Genomic DNA, 18,829 nt, shown 5'->3' on the forward strand with positions numbered 1-18,829 from the left:
AACGTGTTTGCCATTTGCTGCACTACCTTAGAGAAATTAGCGCCAATACGATCCATTTTGTTAATCAGACCAATACGGGGTACCCGATACTTGTCGGCTAAAATCCAATTAACCTCAGTTTGTGGCTCTACACCCGCTACAGCATCAAATACAACAACAGCCCCATCTAAAACACGCAAGGAGCGGTTAACTTCTATATTAAAGTCAATATGTCCTGGGGTATCGATAATATTAAGTTGAGCATCATTCCAAAAAATAGAAGTAGCGGCACTTTCAATAGTGATACCACGGTCTTTTTCTTGTTGTCGATGGTCCATCATACTTTCACCATTATGGACCTCACCAGTAAAATGACGTTTACCTGTGACAAATAACAATCTTTCGGTGAAAGTTGTCTTTCCCGCGTCAACGTGAGCAATTATTCCTAAATTGTGTAATTTATTGATTTTCATTTTAGACTCTTTTTTCGAATACCTAGCAAATGGGAATTAAAGTCCCAACCATTTGCCTGTGGAATTCAGAGTGAGGCTAAAACATTCTTAACCCCACGCAGCCAAGAGTGTCGCACAGGCGGACGAACCCCTGGCGGTACTCTATTTTTTCTATTAGCTTGTCGTAGGTTTTCATATTGATTACTTTTTTAGGGAATAAAAAAACCCTGGTAGTTGTTAGGCCTACCAGGGTTTTTGTGGAGGCCTAAGCCTCCTTGAATTCTTTATAAATTAAGAAGGCAATTGTTTATTAAAAATTAAAATGCTTACAGCAGATGTCATTACATAACACACAGCACTTTTCACAGCTGTTAAGCTATGCAAAGTGAGTCTTGAATTGGCTTGTGTAAGTAATGATTTCATTTAAAAGTCTGTTTAGGTTGAATACATTTAAAGTTACATTCTGATAATTGGGTGGAATGGTAATAGAATGCTCCAATGATTGCAAACATTTTTGTAGCAGGCGTCTTTATAATTAGTCGCCCCTGCATAACGCCTGTCGAACACGCTGTGAATCCTTCCCCTGGAGGCTGCTGTTTTGCGGCAAACAGTTCGGTGTACATTATCCAGCCGTTGTCTACCACTGGTGTGCATCGAAATACCACAGATCTTCAATTAATCATGATTGAGGTATAGCAAAATCTGGGTTTGTAGTGCTTGAATGGGTTTGTGAAACAGGTGCTGGGATGATCTTCTGCTGAGGGTGGAACAGATTAATTCATGCTTGTATTGGCACAATCTATATTCATTACGAAGTATTTTTATATGCAATTGACCTGATGGAGCTACCACTACAACAAAAAGCAAGCTATCGATTATTTCAAATATAATTTGCATAGCTATTTCAAAACTCCATCATAAGCACAGAGTTCTTCAAGATGTATTAAAAAATAAATAGCTTAATTGTGAGTGGGAATGAGCTAAGGGAGTTGTCACTCAAAAAAACATTTCACTACCCGTATAGAAGTGTCAAACAAACATTCCTACACCCTCTAAGCTAAACAGAGATTATTTAAATTTGTTTTTGAATGTTTATCATGTATAGCTCTGACGGCTTCTGCTATAGGATCAACAGTATTACTGCCAAGCTGCATTAAGAAATGGCATGAAGCGTATTGTTTTGCTTTCTTTTCATATTCTTTGACCCATTTCATTCGATTTTCCATATGCTGTTTTTTGACAGGCCATACTCCAGGTGTTGGGCGCAATCGATCTATACCTATACGCCAAGGTTTAGGGCTTATTCTTGCTCTGAAGCAATTTTGGTTTTTACACATCAATATATATCGTTTATCAGTATTTAATTCATTAAAAAGCTTTAAAGTCGATTCCTCTCTTGGATTGAATGTTTTATTCATGATAAGAACCCTAAAGCCTACTGGCGTTTTATATACTCTAAGGTGTAATTCGGGATATTTTCTTGAAACAGCCTTTATTTTTTCTAAGGACTGTGTTTTTGGCGATCCTGTGATAGATGATTTTATTTTCCAAAGGAATTTAGCTAAAGCCGAAAATAAGAAAATTGAGATAAAAAGAATAATTCCAAAGGATAACCATGAAGATGATATAATACCTATGAGTATGGTCAAAGTCAGTAGTATTACTGTCGATATAAAATTGAATAAAAATGTTGGTCTATTGTCTATATCAATGTCAGAAAAAAATACATTAGGTGTATTTATACATAATGATCCATAGCTATTTCTAGTGATAACGCTATCCCCATGAGTTGAGATGACTTCCTCACGTATTGGCAGACCTTCAGCGCCGTTATAGGATACTTTATGATCAATACGTCTTACATCTCCTTTAGTATCCAGCAACGTTTCTGCATCTTTTACTCTTTGATCCGCATGTTTTTTTGCTTCTGCTTCACTGATATCTGACCAGCCAAATCGTTTGATTGTAACCTGTTTTCCATTTGCATTTTTTGTGATTTTCGACTCAGACCAGTATTTTGGAACAATCATATTTTACCTTTTTGGGGAAATAATCAATTGAGCTGATCTATGGACCGCTTGGGCGATTTAATACTTATACTTTATTATAACTGCCTTGAGTCATTTTTGTCGGTTGGTGAAGTATTAATGCCGTGAATGCTAGAACAAACACACTAATATTGGTGGTTACAGGGTTAAATGCTCCAGCTAACAGTTGAGGCGTTGTAATAGTTACAAAGATGAGTAGTCCAACCATGGCGGCTGCTGTAGCGACTAAAGGCCATTTTTGTCGCCAAAAGACCAACAGGATTATCGCCATACCTATTTCCAGTAGACCTCCAACTTGTGCAACAGCTAATGCTGCATCGTAGGAAAGGCCAAAGGTCATGTTCATGGCTATCTCATCCTTATGAGGCCAAAGAAGTTTGGGAATCAATCCATGATATAACCAGATAAAAGAAATTGTTGTACGGCAGAGGAGGTAGACCAGAGAATTAGTCTGTTTGACCATTGAGAAACCTTGATGTGTGATCTTTAGTTGGCATAACACAGGTATCATTGCGGCCAAACAACAAGTAACGATTAAGAGCAATTCTGTCATAAAGCCAGTTTCGGAGAAATGTTGGAACTATCCAGCCTACACACGTAATTGGCCAAGGAAACGGTAAGCGCATCATCACTCTGAAAAAGGCCGTTGACTTAGTATAAAGTCTAGAGCCTTCGATAAGTACCATCGTTTCGTAAGCGTCGGTTGGTAACCCAAACCACTTAAGAATAGCTTGGCCTTCAGCAGATTGAACTGTGGCTAACTTGAGCTTTTGTTTTTGATCAAATCGAATTAGAAATCGTGCCCATGCAGAGCAAAGTATGCATACACCATCGAACAGTATTACCTTATCAGTAGACTGAATACCAGGTGGTAACTTTTGCTGTTGAGTCATGGTTGTTAACCTTAAGCTCACAGTCCGAACGCTTGTTGTTTACTAATGGGGATGATCATACCATATATACTCTTTTTGGTGATCATATTTGTTTTCAAACAACTTTCTAGTAAATTCATAGCCACTTTGTAACAAAAAGGAACATGTTCTTAACGGTGGTGTTGCTAATTTTCCTTCTTTTTTTTTGCTAAAAAAAGTACTCTATAAAAAATAGTTGCCATTAATCCAATGGGAATCAGTGTTGTTAGTATATCAGCAATACTGTGATACTGTTGATACACCATAAGTACTAAATATAAAATAAAACTTAAAATTATTAGTTGCCAACGTTTCACGAAAATTTGATTTAAAGATAAAACAAAAGTGAATGATACGGCGGTATGTGTACTGTAATCGAGATTAATAGAGGGCCATATGCTAAGAGTATTATCTATGAACATAAGCCCAAAGGAGGTAATAATTAAACAAATGAAGTAAAGAGAGACTTTTTTAACAGCTTCTATTTGTTTGCCATTTTTAAAAGTAATAAATATAAGGGTGCAAAATAATATGATAGCTAAAGCAGGAATATATGCATCAGCAATAGTATCTAAGGTTTCATAGTTCATAAATATCAATAATATTACCGTGTCAGTGGATTGGTTACCAAATGTGCCCTTCGTTGAGGGTATAGTACAGGGCAATTGCATATAAAAATAGTTTGTGATGGTATAGATTGTGCCAATACAGTGCATGAATTAATTTGTGCTTCCCACAGCAGAAGACCATCCCTGGTCTCTACTGCTCACGGTGCTCCCAGCACCTGTTTCACAAACTCATTCAAGCACTGCAAACCCACTTTTGCTATACCTCAATCATGATTAAATGAAGATCTGTGGTATTTCGATGTACGCTAGTGGTAGACAAAGGCTGGATCATGCACATTGAACTGTTTGCCGCAAAGATGCGGCAACTATCTTGACAAACAGCGCCCTCCCGGGAAGGATTCACGGCGTGTTCGAAGGGCGTTATGCAGACGTTGGACAGAGGTACTTTAAAATAGCTTTTATAAAGGTAACGTTATACGCAATTGCCCTGCATCCGATACACATCTGGGAACTCTTATTGATCCCGATTTTCATAGACTGGGTGAAGAACGCAGACATCAACACCCTTGTGCCCTAGAGGTATAAGAATGATTCGTGAAAGGAATAGGTAATTAAAGTATGGTAGCCATTGATTGGAGTGGCTATTTCAATCAATGGCATATGTTGTTATCTAGACTCTTTGTTATGGATATATAATATCTAGGTCGGTAATGCTAATCCTAGTATTGGTGGAGAAAATTTAGCTTTCTTTAGTATGCAATTTAAAATCCTGATTGACAACAGATAGAATATTGGCAATTTTTGAAGGCTTTAGTGGTGGTTTTATAAAGCCATGGTAGTCTCCTTTAGGATTTAGAATAAGTAGATTGCCACTATGATCAACTAAGTAATTTTCTTTTTTAGGTTTGATGACAGGATTAAAGGGGATATTAAGCTGAGTCGCTAAATTGTAAATATCTTTAATTGAGCCTGTTACGCCAGTAAAGTAATCGCCAAAAAAGGGTAGGTAATTTGCCAGTTGCTCTTGTGTATCACGCAATGGGTCTACTGTAATAAAGACAAAATTTACTTCTTTTGAAAGTTTTTGGTAGTGTTCAGTTAGCATTTTTTTTAGAGAGGCAAGCTCTGTAAGGGTAGTGGGGCAAATGTCGGGGCAAAAAGTATAACCAAAAAAGACAAGAGTCCATTTATTTTTAAATGAATTTTTATTAATTGTTTTACCCCTATGCGAAACTAGGTGTATATTCTCGAAAGCGCGTGGGGTATCAAAAATATATGCTCCTTGTAGCTTTAACTGATCTCGATCTAAAGGGGCTGGTGTCATCATTCGGTTAACGAAAAGACCTAGAATCAATGCAACAAATATGATGAGGCCTATAACGGTTAGCTTAATTCCCTTTGACATAGTTGTTATCCTGTGTAGTGATCTATGAGAAGTGCACTAAATAGCAGCATGAGATACGTTATAGAAAATTTAAATGTATTAATAGCTGCTTTTTTGTTTTTTTCATTAAATAACTCGTAACACCAATAAATGAAGCGTCCACCAAGCAGTATTGCTGATGTTAAATAAAGGATGCCTGCCATACCGGTTAAAAAAGGAAAAATAGTAATAATAATTAATAATAATGTATAAAGCAGTATGTGTAATTTTGTATAGTTTTCACCATGAGTGACAGGTAGCATGGGAACATTTGCAGAGGCATATTCGGCTCTTCTATGTAAAGCTAGTGCCCAAAAATGAGGAGGTGTCCAGGCGAAAATAATTAATACTAATAATAATGCATTAGCATGAATTTCTCCTGTAACAGCACACCAACCCAGTAATGGCGGTGCGGCTCCTGCTAAACCGCCTATTACAATATTCTGGGGTGTTGCGCGTTTTAGCAAAAGCGTATAAATAACAGCATAACCGATTAAGGACGCTAGTGTTAACCATGCAGTTAATGCATTGACAAGCCAAACTAAAATACACATTCCTAGTAGACCAAGAAATGATGCAAATATAATTGCCTGTTGATATTCAACGCGTCCTTGAGCAATAGGACGATTTTGGGTGCGTGCCATCACAAGGTCAATTTTTTTATCAACAAGGTGGTTTATGACTGCAGCAGATGCGGCACAAAAAGCAATACCTAAATTACCGAATAGGAGAATATGCCATACAGGTAATGATTCAGAGGCTAAAAGCATCCCTATTAAAGCTGTCATCATTAAGAGAGCAACAACTTTAGGTTTACACAACTCGAGATAGTCTTGCCATTTAGCCGCTTGCTTTATAGGAAGTGTATTATTCATGGTGTGAACTCTCCTGTTGAGTTAGACATCTCGTGGAGATTTATTGAGTTATATTGTTTATTATTATTGATTTGAAACAGGCGGTAACACAGTAGAATAGAGCTGAGTAGTAATAATGCTCCTCCTGCATTATGTGCTACAGCTATACTAAGAGGAAGTAACCAAATAACATTGCTAACACCTAAGCTTATTTGTAAACACAGCGCTGCAAATACTAAGAGTAAAGTATTGCGTATACGCTTTCGTTGAGAGCTAAGTGAAGGTAATAGTTTTTGTTTAATCCACAATATTAAGAATAACAAATAAAAAGTGGTTATGATTGCCCCCATTCGGTGGGTAAAGTGTATGGCTGTTCGTGCAGAACTATCTAATTGTCCACCAAGATAGTTTGGGCCAATCTCTTGTAGTAAATTGAAGCCAGATGCGAAGTCCATTTCTGGCCAATAGGTGTTATGACATGTGGGTAAGTCAATACAGGCGAGTGCTGCATAATTAGAGCTTGTCCATCCTCCTAGCATAATTTGACAGATTAAGATAAAGAGAGCACCAACGCCAAGCATTTTTGCTTTTGCCAGAGTGTCAGTTTGGTTTGCTCTAACCGTCATAGTGGATGAGTGATTATGATGGGTATTTTGTGGCGATATGGCAGAAGTTTTATTTTGCCTTGAGCTTGACGATTTCTCTTTAAGTCTTAAAGTAAGCAGGAATAATAGACTAAAGGTTGTAAATCCCCCAATTAGGTGGGCAAGCACCACTTGTGGCCATAATTTAAGAGTGACTGTCCACATTCCAAATGCTGCTTGCAGAATGACTAATATTAAAATCGCGATAGGAAGTTTAACGGGTTGATTTTCATGGTGTCGGTTACGATAACAATATACTGCAAGCGCAAGTATAAGAATGCCCAAACTTCCGGCAAAGTACCGGTGTACCATTTCTGGCCAGCCTTTATGGACTTCTACAGGTGCTTCAGGATAACGTAATTGCGCTTGGTTTATGTCATCCTCTGATGTGGGAACAGTAAGAAATCCATAGCAGCCAGGCCAGTCGGGGCAACCTAGTCCAGCATCAGCAAGTCGGGTATAAGCACCTAAAACAACAACAATACCAGCCAATAAAGTAGCTATGAGTGCACAATAATAACCGGGTTTTTTTGGCATGGTGATCTCCTTAATAAACAGCAAACAATTCCTTTTGAATTTGGTATATTTGTATTTTCTTATGTTTTAAATCTGGATACTTCACCTTTGTTATGTTTAGCCGATAAGTGATATCTTTAATAAGTGCTTTATGTCTTTGAGAAGATCTTGTCCACTTTGCTTTACACCATATTGCATAATAATATTACCAAGGGGATCTACTAAAAAAATACCAACGTTATCATCTGGAAAATTATGTTTCACAAGTTTTTCTAAAGGATCATAATATGTAATTTGTGTAGGTAAGTAATTTAGCCGAGGGTGTTGACTGTGTAATTGTTCTTTAAGTGAGGTAATAGGTTCGTCAATTAAAATACGTTGAACACGGTTAGCCTCTTTACCCAAAGCTACATGAATTTGACGAGTTAGATACAAGGCGTGTTCACACTGTTTAAGACATTCATTAGTAGTAGGCAAGATAAGTATTGACCAAAGAGGATCTACTTGCTTGTTTAGCCTCAAAGAACCACCGTTAATATTTAGTTTCTCAACCGTTAGTGTTGGTTTTAATAAAAGCCCTCGGTTTGTGGTTTTTTGGGGCACGAAAAAACCTGTTTTGAACATGGTAGAAGATAGCGCCATGACTACAATGGGTGTACATAAGATGATGATCAGTAAAAACTTATTGTTTCTCTTGGATGACATAGGAACTCCTTTCCTGTGACTTCATGCCTCGTTTATTTACTTGTTTAGTATTGAATTACGTTTATTCCGATATGCGTAGAATCCTGTTACAAACACCATCATAAGCACTAAACAAGCTAAAGCAAACCATTGTACTGCATATGCGGTATGTTTTTCCGGTAAGATATTGACAGGTTTCAAATGATGGGTAAAAGTGTAAGCGGAATTTGGTGAAAGTATAACCACTTTGTTTAAAATCTTTGGGCTAGATAAAGTACTATACAGCTGCTTAAGGTTAAGGCGTTGAATAACTTGTGGCCATATACTATTGGTTAAAATATCTTCTTTTAAAACAAAGTGATTGCTTGGTTGGTAGAGTTTTCCCTGAAGATTGACATGATTAGGAACAGGATCTATTACAGGCAGTTTAGTTCGTGTGATACCTTGTGGTACCCATCCTCTATTAATAAGTACAATATCTCCATTGTTGAGATAAAATGGCATAATAACATCATAGCCAGTGTGCCCATTAATGATCTGGTTATCCAATAGAAAAAATCGCTTATTATCAAACTTACCTGAAAGTGAAATCGGTTGGTAATTAGCTAAGGAAGTAATTTGCTCAACTGAATGGATAACTAAAGGTGCACTTTTTTTCAGTAAATGGTAATTGTTAAGTATATTCTTTTTTTCTTCAGCTCGACCTAACTGCCAAAAGCCAAGATAGATAAATAGTGGTATAGTTACTAAAGATAATAAGACAATGCGTATAAAGTACTTCATAACGAATAAATACTATTGACAAATTATGGATAATTGGTTTTGTTTAATAAACATAGGATGTTCAGGTCCATTACTCATGATTCTTAAAACTGTTATTTTGATTCTATTAGCTGCAGTAGTTGTTAGCCTTGCTTCAGGGTTTTATTTTTTAATACATGATCGTAGTAAAACGAATCGTTTGGTTAATTCATTAAAGGTCAGGGTTGGTCTGACTTTAATTATCTTATTATTGCTCGCTTATGGTTATTATACAGGGGAGTTTCAGCCTAAGCCCCCTTGGGTTTATTCACTAAGTGAATGACTGAATAGTGAATAATTGTATTTTGTTTTACCTATTAAAAACGATTGTTGTACAGTTGTACCTGAATAAAATCTTTTATTAGTAGTTCTTTCAAAATAATCACTGTTGCTTTATGTAACCTGGTATAAAACAATAGTGTTCAGAAAGGCCTCGAAAGATGTAATGAAAGGTTATGTTCATGTCTCTTTCTCAGCCTTTTAGTCTTATCTAATTTTGCTTTTAGCTTAGATGCCATTAATAAGCACTAGAACACGTAAACAAAAATAAATAAACCAATCCAAACTACATCAACAAAGTGCCAATACCAGGAAGCTGCTTCAAAAGCAAAATGGTTATCAGCAGAAAAATGCCCTTTTAAAATGCGTAGTAGCATAATCGTTAGCATAATTGCTCCCAGCGTTACGTGTGCACCATGGAATCCTGTCAGGATAAAAAATGTGGAGCCGTAAATACCTGCTGCGAGCGTCAGACCTAGTTCGTTATAAGCATGAATGTATTCTTCTGCTTGGAAAAAGAGGAAAGAAAAACCTAACACTAAGGTCGCAAACATCCAGCCAATCACCATTTTTCGTTTGTTTTCACGTAGAGCATGGTGCGCAATGGTTACTGTAACACTGGACAGTACAAGCAATATAGTATTGAGCAAGGGTAACTTCCAAGGGTCAATCACTTCTGAAGCGCCTGGATAAAGGCTGTTATCTGGATTGGTTAAGAGAGGCCACTGATTTTGAAACTCAGGCCAAAGTAAATGACCAGAAATACCTTTGTCACCTTCACCACCAAGCCAGGGTACGGTAAAGGTTCTTACATAAAAAAGTGCACCAAAAAATGCAGCAAAGAACATCACTTCAGAAAAAATGAACCAGCTCATTCCCCAACGAAATGTACGATCCATTTGCGGACTATAAAGTCCACTACGACTTTCTTTGATAACATTGCTAAACCAGCCAAATAACATATAAGCCATAGTGAGACCACCCAGAAAAAGAATCCAATGAGCGCTGGATTCCTTATTACCTGTTTGGCTGTCAATGAGCATGTTGCCAGCACCATACATGGTTAAAAATAATCCCACTGAGGCAATGATGGGCCACTTACTTTGTTCAGGTACGTAGTAGGTAGGATGACTTGCCATGTCTTCTCTCCGGTTTTCAGTGCTGGCAGCCGGCTCACTGTTATTTGATTCATTTGCCATATGGCCGCCTCCACTTAATTAGAATGTTATGGGGTAACATCAAATAGGGTATAGGATAGTGTGAGTTTTTTTATGTGCTTAGGCAGTGCCTGATCAATGACAAAGCGCATAGGCATATCAACTTCCTCGCCTGAAGCTAAGCGCTGTTGGCTAAAGCAAAAACACTCCGTTTTATGTAAATAATCGGCAGCATCAAAAGGAGTAATACTGGGTATAGCCTGTGCGACCATTGCTTGCTTTGAAGGATTATGAGCAAAAAAAATCACGCTATTAAATTGGCCGGGGTGTACTTTAAGCTCAGTGGTTTTTGGGTAAAACTCCCATCCCATTCCATCATTTTTATTGGTGACAAACTGAATGGTAATGGTACGACTATCATCAATGGCAACTTGCTCTGCCTGGTATTGATAAGGTGTACTGTTGGTTTTGCCATTAATGCCTGTCACCTGACAAAATACGTCATAAAGTGGAACCATAGCAAAACCAAAGCAAAACATTGCCAGTGTAAGTAAGACTAACTTTAATGTGGTTTTTTTGACTGAGCTATCCATAGCCATACTATTTGTTATTTCATATCGGGTTAATTATTTCACTTCAGGTGGTGTAGTAAATGTATGATAGGGAGCAGGAGAAGGTAGCATCCACTCTAAACCTTCAGCACCTTCCCAGGGTTTGGCACTGGCTTTTTTACCTCCAATAATGCACTTAATAACAATGAATAAAAACAATAACTGGGTAAACCCAAATAGAAATGCACCCACACTGGAAAGCATATTGAAGTTGGCAAACTGTAGAGCATAGTCTGGAATACGACGTGGCATACCTGCTAAACCAGTAAAATGCATTGGAAAAAACGCCAGGTTCATGCCAATAAATGACAGCCAGAAGTGAACTTTACCCATAGTCTCGTCGTACATATGCCCAGTCCACTTGGGTAGCCAATAATAGATACCTGCCATAATGCCGAAGATTGCTCCTGGGACTAATACATAGTGAAAGTGGGCAACAACGAAATAGGTATCGTGATATTGGAAATCAGCAGGTGCAATGGCCAGCATCAACCCAGAAAAACCACCAATGGTGAATAAAATGACAAAGGCTGTGGCAAATAACATGGGCGTTTCAAAGGTTAACGAACCTTTAAACATGGTTGTTATCCAGTTAAAAACTTTTACCCCAGTGGGAACAGCAATCAACATAGTGGCATACATAAAATAAAGCTCACCTGTAATTGGCATACCTACGGTAAACATATGGTGCGCCCATACAATGAATGAGAGAAATGCAATGGAGGCTGTGGCGTAAACCATCGATGTATAACCAAAAAGTGGTTTACGAGCAAAGGCTGGGATAATTGCGGAAACGACACCGAAAGCAGGTAGTATCATAATATATACTTCTGGATGACCAAAGAACCAGAATACATGCTGGAATAATACAGGGTCTCCACCACCAGCCGCACTAAAAAAACTAGTGCCGAAACTGATATCCATCAGCATCATAGTCACTACACCCGCAAGTACTGGCATCACCGCAATTAGCAAAAAGGCAGTAATTAACCAGGTCCAGACGAATAAAGGCATTTTCATTAATGTCATGCCGGGTGCGCGTAGGTTTAGCACAGTAGCAATGATATTAATCGCCCCCATAATTGAGGAAATACCCATCATATGTATTGAGAGTATAAATAATACAGTTGAAGGGGGGGCATAAGTTGTGGATAACGGTGCGTAGAATGTCCAGCCAAAGTTAGGGCCGCCTCCATCCATTAATAAAGTACTACTTAACATGGCAAAGGCAAAAGGTAGAATCCAGAAACTCCAGTTATTCATTCTGGGCATAGCCATATCGGGTGCCCCAATCATCATGGGTACTAACCAGTTAGCTAGCCCAACAAAGGCTGGCATAACTGCACCAAACACCATGACCAATCCATGCATCGTAGTCATTTGGTTAAAAAAGTTAGGTTCTACTATTTGTAGACCTGGTTGAAACAGTTCAGCACGGATAACAAAAGCCAGAGTGCCACCAAATAAAAACATGGCAAAGCTGAACCATAAATAAAGGGTACCAATATCCTTATGATTAGTGGTTAGCACCCAGCGCCATAAACCTTTAGCAGGTCCATGGTGATGATCTGTCGTATGTCCTTCTAATACGGCACTCATAATCTATCTCCCTTGAATTACTGAGCAGCCTCATTAAATTTCACGATATCCTGAGGTGTAACCATATCGCCTTTATTATTACCCCATGCATTACGCTCATAAGTGGTAACAGCGGCTATATCAACCTCACTTAGCTGCTTGCCAAAGGCTTGCATGGCAGTGCCTTGCTTGCCATTAACGATAATATCGATATGGTTTTTGACATCGCCTGTGGTGATAAGGGTACTGCCTTTGAGTGCAGGAAAAACGGGCGGCATACCTTCGCCATTAGGTTGGTGACAGACTGCACATGTCGTATTATAGACTTTCTCACCTCGAGTCATGAGTTCATCCATGGTCCATTCCTTTGAAGTGAGTTCTTTTTCTTTTTCAGCTTGTTCTTGTTTAGAGGCTAACCAAAGTTGATAGTCTTCTTCACTCTTTGCTTCAATAACGATAGGCATGAATCCGTGATCTTTACCACATAATTCTGTACATTGTCCCCGGTAAGTTCCCGGCTTTTCTATTTTGGTCCAGGCTTCGTTAATAAATCCAGGTATTGCATCCTTTTTTACAGCAAGTTCAGGAACCCACCATGAGTGAATAACATCTGCAGAAGTGATGAGAAAACGTACTTTTTTGTTGACAGGAACAACAACAGGTTCATCCACTTCTAATAGATAGTTTGCATTCTTTGGCTTAAGGTTATTTATTTCATCACGAGGGGTACTGAGATTACTGAAATAACCTATCTTTTCATTAAGGTAGTCATACTTCCACTTCCACTGATAGCCTGTTATTTTAATGTCAATTTCAGCTTCATCAGCGTTGTAGGCTTCAATAAGCGTTTTAGAAGCAGGGATAGCCATAAAGACCAAAATTAAGAAAGGAATTGTGGTCCAGATAATTTCAACCAGTGTATTTTCGTGAAAAGTGGCAGGTTTAGCTCCTCTCGATTTGCGATGCATCAGCATCGACCAAAACATGACTCCAAAGACGATAATGCCAATGACAACGCAAATCCAAAATATTGTCATATGCAGGTTATAAATTGACTGACTTACGGCGGTAACTCCTTCACGCATATTGGTAGCCCAGTCTGCTTGAGCGTACCCAGTACACCATAGTAAGCCAAGCCCCAACAGCTGAGGTTGACGCAGTGCTAACAACATTCCATGTCCCCTGGTTTAAGTATGATTACAGGCTGTTCACATTCTCAACTTATAGCTTTTATTTTCACATAAGCTGTGTTCACGTGTATCAATGAGCGATTTTTGTTGATTTATACCCTTCACTGCTTTAGCGTTAATGGTTCTGTCTTATTAGTCAGCACCTCATTATTACCCTCTACCGTAAAAGCAATAGCTTAGGTAACGGATCACGTTTATTTGCTTTTTATTATTAGTGAGAGCTAATTATAAGTAACATAGCTGAACGCCCCATGCCCACAGCATACCCATCATAGTGGGTATACATCAACTGATTTACCAAGATATAGCCTTCACTGTGGGTATAGCTAGTTTAAGAATAAATTTGGTCTAATTTATGACAGTAATAATGCTAATTAGGTATAATAAATCTGTTTGTTAAAATTGAATGACATTACATGTGTATTAATGCGCTTTTTTAGTCATTTGTAAATTGCAGCCCTTATGACAACACCCTAACTTATTTACTCTATGAAATATATTCATAATGATGTTTGGCGCTTTGCTTGGCCAATGATAATTGCCAATGTGACAACTCCTTTATTAGGATTAGTCGATGCGGCTGTATTAGGACACTTACCTTCACCTATTTATTTAGGAGCTGTTGCAATTGGTGCTTCAGTATTCAGTTGTATTTACTGGAGCATGGGTTTCTTCAGAATGGGCACTACAGGTTTGATAGCGCAAGCTTATGGTGCAAGAGATTCAAGATCGATTATAAGAATTCTTTTTCAGTCATTAATACTTGCAATCTTAATAGGTTTATTACTTGTTTTTTTTGCAAAACCGTTATTTTTATTGAGTATAACCTTTTTTCAACCTTCGCTTTCGGTGAGTTCTGAATTTGCTAGTTATTACTTCGTTCGAATTTATTCAGCACCTGCTGTCCTGATAAATTTTGCATTATTAGGGTGGTTGATTGGTATGCACAAGGCGCGTGCACCATTGTATTTAATGTTACTGGCAAACAGCTTGAATATTGTGCTTGACGTTTTGTTTGTTATGGGATTTGGAATGACTGCAAAGGGTGTAGCGCTTGCTACAGTATTTGCAGATTATGTCAGCATGAGTTTTGGGTTGTATTTAGTTGTTCGTGTTTTGCGTGAACGAGACATTCAACTCGATTTTTCTGGTGTATATTATAAAGCAGGATTTTTTCAGTTATTGAGTGTTAACCGCCACCTATTTCTTCGTAGTTTAAGTTTGTTATTCAGCTTTGCATTTTTTACTGCCCAAGGGGCTCGCTTAGGGGATACTGTTTTAGCTTCAAATGCAATACTTATAAATTTTCTTCTTTTTATCGCTAATGGACTAGATGGTTTTGCACATGCTGCAGAAGCTTTAACAGGTAAAGCAATAGGGGAAAAAAGTAAAACTTTGTTTAAAGCGACGGTTCGAACAACAGGGTTATGGTCTGCTATTATGGCCATGTTTTTTTTCATAGCGTTTTATATGGGGGGGGAATTAATAATTTCACTCCTTACTGATATCGATGAAATTCGTCAAGAAGCTGGATATTATTTACCTTGGCTCATTGCATTACCCCTCGTGGCGGTATGGAGTTATTGGATGGATGGTGTTTTTATTGGTCTAGCAAGGACTGATGTTATGCAGAATACAACGCTTGCCGCAACTTTATGTTTTTTTCTGCCTGTTTGGTATTTAGCAAAACCATTAGGTAATCATGGGCTTTGGTTAGCTTTTTATGCTTTTAGTTTTGCTCGAAGTGTACTAATGTGTGCAAGTTATTACCTCCTTGCCAAAAAGCAGCGCTTATTAAGCATTTAGTTAAACTGAATATATACCCTTCACGAATCATTTTTGAGTGTGTTGTCGGCGTTCTTGAACAGCAAGGATAGTGTGAATACAGTTTATGCAGGAGCATTTAACTCCCACCCCAGTCACTTATTATTATAAGCTTCTGGGGCTTCCTCGCTTGAAGGCCGCCCCTAAAAACCCTTCGCTATGGGTATAGCTAAGTTAGGTTTGCATTTATCCTTAGGTTCAACCTTTCCAGAATATAAATATTCTTCTAAAAAAGCTCTATACTTATACACGCATAATACCTAATGAGAAATGGGCAAATACAAAGAATAACCTCAGAGAGTCATGCTATTGCTACCGCCTAATGGTGTTAGCCATAAGTAGAAAGTTAATGTCCACAACTCCGTAACCCTACTTGTTTAAAAGGAATAAAGGGTTAGGTTTAAGACAGGATCTATACGCGCAGTAAAGGAAATATCAGTATAGATTTGAGTTGATAAGTATATGAATATTAAGCAAAAGATGATGTTATTAGCGACGCTACCTATGGTGCTTGTAGCTCTGTTGGTAAGTTTGCTTGCGTATTATGGAATGGATCATCTTGGTAATACGCAGTTAGAGCAAACACGTCAGCAAATGATGGAAAGTAAACAAAATGAACTAAAGCAGTATATTGATATTGCACTTACTGCTATCAAGCCAGTTTATGAAGGTAGTAGTTCAGATAATAACAAAGAACAAGCTAAAAATATTCTTAGAGATTTACGCTATGGAGATTCAGGCTATTTCTTTGTTTACCGTTATGATGGTACCAATGTCGTTCTTGGACCAAAGCCAGAGCTTGAAGGTAAAAATTTAATTGATTTAAAAGATGCTGAAGGTAATCCCGTTATTAGAAATGTGATTGATTCAGCTCGAAGTAAAGACGGCTATACTCAATATCTTTGGGAAAACCCTAGTAGCAGCAAGAATGAGACGAAACTTTCCTATAGTGTTGATCTCAATAAATGGGGATGGGTAATAGGTACGGGGTTTTATATTACTGATATTGACCAACAAATCGCTTTAATGGAAGAGAAAGCATCCCAGCAACAAACTTACTTATTGGGTATTATTTTTGGCGGGACACTTGTTGCTTTATTAGTTACATTATTTTCAAGTATATGGATAACTCATTCAATAACGCGTCCATTACAAGAATCTGTTGCATTAATGGAAGATATTTCTGAAGGTGATGGCGATCTTACTAAGAGGTTGATCGTTAATGGCAACACTGAGGTGGATCGATTAGCAATAGCTTTTAATCATTTTGTGGAGAAGATACATAAAATTATTGTGCAAGTCAGAGATACAACTCAGTCTGTTCAAGAAGCCACACAAAATATACATCAATTAACGAAACATCATAGTGGACAGTTGCATCTTCAGCGATCAGAAACTGATCAGGTTGCTACGGCAATGCATCAAATGTCAGCAACAGCCAGTGAGGTTGCACAAAGTGCAACGCAGGCGGCAGAGGCCGCAAATAAAGCGCATGAAGAATCGGATGAGGGCAGCCAAATTGTTCAAAGTACCATTAGTTCAATTGATGAGCTTGCTGAGAGCTTAGACAGAACGAAGGAAGTGATGAACAACCTCGATACTGAAACTGAAAATATTGGTTCAGTATTAGGTGTTATAGGAAGTATTGCAGAACAAACGAACTTATTGGCCTTAAACGCGGCCATTGAGGCGGCCAGGGCAGGAGAACAAGGTCGAGGTTTTTCGGTAGTGGCCGATGAAGTACGAAGCTTGGCAAGTAGAACACAAGCCAGCACACAAGAAATACAAGAAATGATTTCACGCTTACAAAGTGAGTCAGCAACGGCTGTGAAAGTGATGAATGCAAGCCGCGATCAAAGTCAAATGACAGTTGAGTACTCCAAAAAAGCAGGGGAAGCGTTAGCGGCTATTAATGACTCTGTTAATGTTATCAATGATATGAACCATCAAATTGCCAGTGCCGCTGAAGAGCAAACTCAAGTATCAGAGTCAATTAATCAAAATGTCACTGAAATTTCAAATATTATCAGTGATGTTGCCAATGGTGTAGAAGAAACAGCTGAAGCTACAGGAAAACTTTCTGAACAAGGTAAACAATTAGGCGAGTTAATTTTTCACTTTAAGGTGTGAGTTTAATGAGCATTTAACTTATATAGAAATACCAAAATGATTATTCAAACATTATCCAGAATTATTGATAAGACGCTAAAAGATGGAGCAACATTAAAAGCATACAACCGATACTTAGTGAGCGAAGCAGCTGATTTAAGCCAAATTTTGCATTTACCAAAGAATGAAATTCCATCGTATGTACAAGGTTTTGTTCTGAGTTATATTAGAGCAGTGCCAAAACTACTGAATTATGTTGAGAAACTGTTTAAAAAATATCATATTTTAGATGATTGGCTACCTGCTCTCAAAGTCATGGTTAATTTTTTTATTGCACCCATGGATTTAGTTAAACGCCAATCAGATATTCATCAATTAATGTTAGAAGCTTATTTGGCAATGAGAATCCTTGAAGAAATAAATGAGTTCTTTTTAGATGAGGCTCATACACCTTTACTGCCAGATAAGATCGCTTATGTGAATGTAGTGATGCATACCATAATAGGTGAGTCTATTGCGCGTATTCTAGATGAAGTTGTCTTTGAAGTTGTTCATTCTATGCTACCAGACCGTCAAAGGTTATCACACGAGCTACAACAATTTTTAGGAGATCTTGCAGAACAAAAGCAAAAAATACTCCCCAATTGGCCCGCTATGGATAATGAGTTAGATCTTTCTGTATTTATCCATACAGCTCATATTTCTTAGATGAAGAAGTTAACCAAAAACTTTATTAGAGATTAAGTGACTCTAAAAAAAGTAAGTAAATATGCGTTAAAAATTTGTTAAATTGATCTACCACAGCCTATCAATGTCTCCAGGATAGAGTTCGATATTACAGTTGTTAAAAGTATGAGCATTTTTTTGTGCTTTGTTTGAAAAAAAGGAAATCAACGTGACTTTATCAAACTGTTCGCTTGAGAATGGTTCCTTTGGTGTTCCACCAATCAAGTGAGTGTTCTCCAAAGTATTCCAACCACAGCCCGTATAGAATTTTTCTAAATATGTATCACAAGTAAATATACCTATATCTGAATTATTTTGCTTTATTAGCTGATATGCAGATGTTACAAGCATTTTACCATAGCCTTTGCCTCTTTCACTGGGGGCTGTAGCAACACAGCTTAATCCACTTGCTGAGTAAATTTCATCTTGGTGTACAAAGCATTTGCAAAGTATATCTAACGTAGCATAAATTTT

20 protein-coding genes are annotated in these 18,829 nt (G+C 37.8%); 5 read left to right on the top strand and 15 right to left on the bottom strand.

What is annotated here, in order from left to right; all coding sequences use genetic code 11:
* A partial coding sequence (locus tag KCG35_RS20620; protein WP_215821753.1) for a GTP-binding protein occupies window positions 1-452 on the bottom strand: 452 nt, incomplete at its 3' end.
* Window positions 453-929: 477 nt separating this feature from the next.
* On the opposite strand from KCG35_RS20620, the gene KCG35_RS20625 reads away from it, so the two are divergent.
* A complete protein-coding gene (locus tag KCG35_RS20625; protein ID WP_215821754.1) occupies window positions 930-1,127 on the top strand; it encodes a hypothetical protein in 198 nt (65 codons plus the stop codon).
* Between the two features lie 356 nt (window positions 1,128-1,483).
* On the opposite strand, the gene KCG35_RS20630 is transcribed toward KCG35_RS20625, so the two are convergent.
* From KCG35_RS20630 to KCG35_RS20670, 9 genes are all read right to left on the bottom strand, one after another.
* The gene (locus KCG35_RS20630; protein ID WP_215821755.1) at window positions 1,484-2,461 is read right to left on the bottom strand and encodes a hypothetical protein; all 978 of its coding nucleotides are present in this window, start codon (window positions 2,459-2,461) and stop codon (window positions 1,484-1,486) included.
* A gap of 64 nt (window positions 2,462-2,525) precedes the next feature.
* Window positions 2,526-3,032 (bottom strand): DoxX-like family protein, encoded by a 507-nt coding sequence (locus tag KCG35_RS20635; RefSeq protein WP_309227471.1) that lies wholly within the window; start codon window positions 3,030-3,032, stop codon window positions 2,526-2,528.
* Window positions 2,926-3,372: a thiol-disulfide oxidoreductase DCC family protein gene (locus KCG35_RS20640; RefSeq protein WP_230409296.1), complete on the bottom strand. Its 447-nt coding sequence runs from the start codon at window positions 3,370-3,372 to the stop codon at window positions 2,926-2,928. The genes KCG35_RS20635 and KCG35_RS20640 overlap by 107 nt, the downstream gene beginning before the upstream one ends.
* A 164-nt stretch (window positions 3,373-3,536) precedes the next feature.
* Window positions 3,537-3,980: a hypothetical protein gene (locus tag KCG35_RS20645; protein WP_215821757.1), complete on the bottom strand. Its 444-nt coding sequence runs from the start codon at window positions 3,978-3,980 to the stop codon at window positions 3,537-3,539.
* 718 nt (window positions 3,981-4,698) lie between these two features.
* Window positions 4,699-5,364, bottom strand: a complete 666-nt coding sequence (locus KCG35_RS20650) for an SCO family protein (RefSeq protein ID WP_215821758.1) — start codon at window positions 5,362-5,364, stop codon at window positions 4,699-4,701.
* Window positions 5,365-5,369: 5 nt separating this feature from the next.
* Complete coding sequence (gene cyoE, locus KCG35_RS20655) at window positions 5,370-6,257, bottom strand: heme o synthase (RefSeq protein ID WP_215821759.1); 888 nt, start codon at window positions 6,255-6,257, stop codon at window positions 5,370-5,372.
* Window positions 6,254-7,417, bottom strand: a complete 1,164-nt coding sequence (locus KCG35_RS20660; RefSeq protein WP_215821760.1) for a COX15/CtaA family protein — start codon at window positions 7,415-7,417, stop codon at window positions 6,254-6,256. The genes cyoE and KCG35_RS20660 overlap by 4 nt, the downstream gene beginning before the upstream one ends.
* A 96-nt stretch (window positions 7,418-7,513) precedes the next feature.
* Entirely contained in the window at window positions 7,514-8,101 is a 588-nt protein-coding gene (locus KCG35_RS20665) for a redox-active disulfide-containing membrane protein (protein WP_215821761.1), read from the bottom strand.
* Between the two features lie 36 nt (window positions 8,102-8,137).
* Window positions 8,138-8,863 (bottom strand): SURF1 family protein, encoded by a 726-nt coding sequence (locus tag KCG35_RS20670; protein WP_215821762.1) that lies wholly within the window; start codon window positions 8,861-8,863, stop codon window positions 8,138-8,140.
* A 76-nt stretch (window positions 8,864-8,939) separates the two neighbouring features.
* Here KCG35_RS20670 and KCG35_RS20675 point away from each other — a divergent pair, with 76 nt between their 5' ends.
* Window positions 8,940-9,164, top strand: a complete 225-nt coding sequence (locus KCG35_RS20675) for a twin transmembrane helix small protein (protein ID WP_215821763.1) — start codon at window positions 8,940-8,942, stop codon at window positions 9,162-9,164.
* A 244-nt stretch (window positions 9,165-9,408) separates the two neighbouring features.
* Here KCG35_RS20675 and KCG35_RS20680 read toward each other — a convergent pair whose 3' ends face one another.
* From KCG35_RS20680 to coxB, 4 genes are all read right to left on the bottom strand, one after another.
* Window positions 9,409-10,299: a cytochrome c oxidase subunit 3 gene (locus KCG35_RS20680; RefSeq protein WP_215821771.1), complete on the bottom strand. Its 891-nt coding sequence runs from the start codon at window positions 10,297-10,299 to the stop codon at window positions 9,409-9,411.
* An 86-nt stretch (window positions 10,300-10,385) separates the two neighbouring features.
* Window positions 10,386-10,910: a cytochrome c oxidase assembly protein gene (locus KCG35_RS20685; RefSeq protein ID WP_304956761.1), complete on the bottom strand. Its 525-nt coding sequence runs from the start codon at window positions 10,908-10,910 to the stop codon at window positions 10,386-10,388.
* Window positions 10,911-10,943: 33 nt separating this feature from the next.
* On the bottom strand, window positions 10,944-12,527 hold the full coding sequence (ctaD, locus tag KCG35_RS20690; protein WP_215821765.1) for a cytochrome c oxidase subunit I: 1,584 nt from the start codon (window positions 12,525-12,527) through the stop codon (window positions 10,944-10,946).
* Between the two features lie 17 nt (window positions 12,528-12,544).
* Window positions 12,545-13,678 (bottom strand): cytochrome c oxidase subunit II, encoded by a 1,134-nt coding sequence (gene coxB, locus KCG35_RS20695; protein ID WP_230409297.1) that lies wholly within the window; start codon window positions 13,676-13,678, stop codon window positions 12,545-12,547.
* Window positions 13,679-14,185: 507 nt separating this feature from the next.
* On the opposite strand from coxB, the gene KCG35_RS20700 reads away from it, so the two are divergent.
* The 3 genes from KCG35_RS20700 to KCG35_RS20710 all read left to right on the top strand — a co-directional run bounded on the left by KCG35_RS20700 (window position 14,186) and on the right by KCG35_RS20710 (window position 18,337).
* On the top strand, window positions 14,186-15,502 hold the full coding sequence (locus KCG35_RS20700) for an MATE family efflux transporter (RefSeq protein WP_215821766.1): 1,317 nt from the start codon (window positions 14,186-14,188) through the stop codon (window positions 15,500-15,502).
* Window positions 15,503-15,982: 480 nt separating this feature from the next.
* Window positions 15,983-17,650, top strand: a complete 1,668-nt coding sequence (locus KCG35_RS20705; protein WP_215821767.1) for a methyl-accepting chemotaxis protein — start codon at window positions 15,983-15,985, stop codon at window positions 17,648-17,650.
* A 36-nt stretch (window positions 17,651-17,686) separates the two neighbouring features.
* Entirely contained in the window at window positions 17,687-18,337 is a 651-nt protein-coding gene (locus KCG35_RS20710; RefSeq protein ID WP_215821768.1) for a hypothetical protein, read from the top strand.
* 87 nt (window positions 18,338-18,424) lie between these two features.
* On the opposite strand, the gene KCG35_RS20715 is transcribed toward KCG35_RS20710, so the two are convergent.
* Window positions 18,425-18,829, bottom strand: a 405-nt coding sequence (locus KCG35_RS20715; RefSeq protein WP_215821769.1) for a GNAT family N-acetyltransferase, incomplete at its 5' end; no start/stop codon positions are given.

The sequence above is a fragment of the Zooshikella harenae genome, from assembly GCF_018837975.1.
GTDB classification, from domain to species: Bacteria; Pseudomonadota; Gammaproteobacteria; order Pseudomonadales; family Zooshikellaceae; genus Zooshikella; species Zooshikella harenae.

Bases quoted from the DNA above. Each gene is read 5' to 3' on its own strand.
- KCG35_RS20625 (WP_215821754.1), top strand. From the start codon at position 930: ATGATTGCAAACATTTTTGTAGCAGGCGTCTTTATAATTAGTCGCCCC.
- KCG35_RS20630 (WP_215821755.1), bottom strand. From the start codon at position 2,461: ATGATTGTTCCAAAATACTGGTCTGAGTCGAAAATCACAAAAAATGCA.
- KCG35_RS20635 (WP_309227471.1), bottom strand. From the start codon at position 3,032: ATGACAGAATTGCTCTTAATCGTTACTTGTTGTTTGGCCGCAATGATA.
- KCG35_RS20640 (WP_230409296.1), bottom strand. From the start codon at position 3,372: ATGACTCAACAGCAAAAGTTACCACCTGGTATTCAGTCTACTGATAAG.
- KCG35_RS20645 (WP_215821757.1), bottom strand. From the start codon at position 3,980: ATGAACTATGAAACCTTAGATACTATTGCTGATGCATATATTCCTGCT.
- KCG35_RS20650 (WP_215821758.1), bottom strand. From the start codon at position 5,364: ATGTCAAAGGGAATTAAGCTAACCGTTATAGGCCTCATCATATTTGTT.
- cyoE (WP_215821759.1), bottom strand. From the start codon at position 6,257: ATGAATAATACACTTCCTATAAAGCAAGCGGCTAAATGGCAAGACTAT.
- KCG35_RS20660 (WP_215821760.1), bottom strand. From the start codon at position 7,417: ATGCCAAAAAAACCCGGTTATTATTGTGCACTCATAGCTACTTTATTG.
- KCG35_RS20665 (WP_215821761.1), bottom strand. From the start codon at position 8,101: ATGTCATCCAAGAGAAACAATAAGTTTTTACTGATCATCATCTTATGT.
- KCG35_RS20670 (WP_215821762.1), bottom strand. From the start codon at position 8,863: ATGAAGTACTTTATACGCATTGTCTTATTATCTTTAGTAACTATACCA.
- KCG35_RS20675 (WP_215821763.1), top strand. From the start codon at position 8,940: ATGATTCTTAAAACTGTTATTTTGATTCTATTAGCTGCAGTAGTTGTT.
- KCG35_RS20680 (WP_215821771.1), bottom strand. From the start codon at position 10,299: ATGGCAAGTCATCCTACCTACTACGTACCTGAACAAAGTAAGTGGCCC.
- KCG35_RS20685 (WP_304956761.1), bottom strand. From the start codon at position 10,910: ATGGATAGCTCAGTCAAAAAAACCACATTAAAGTTAGTCTTACTTACA.
- ctaD (WP_215821765.1), bottom strand. From the start codon at position 12,527: ATGAGTGCCGTATTAGAAGGACATACGACAGATCATCACCATGGACCT.
- coxB (WP_230409297.1), bottom strand. From the start codon at position 13,678: ATGTTGTTAGCACTGCGTCAACCTCAGCTGTTGGGGCTTGGCTTACTA.
- KCG35_RS20700 (WP_215821766.1), top strand. From the start codon at position 14,186: ATGAAATATATTCATAATGATGTTTGGCGCTTTGCTTGGCCAATGATA.
- KCG35_RS20705 (WP_215821767.1), top strand. From the start codon at position 15,983: ATGAATATTAAGCAAAAGATGATGTTATTAGCGACGCTACCTATGGTG.
- KCG35_RS20710 (WP_215821768.1), top strand. From the start codon at position 17,687: ATGATTATTCAAACATTATCCAGAATTATTGATAAGACGCTAAAAGAT.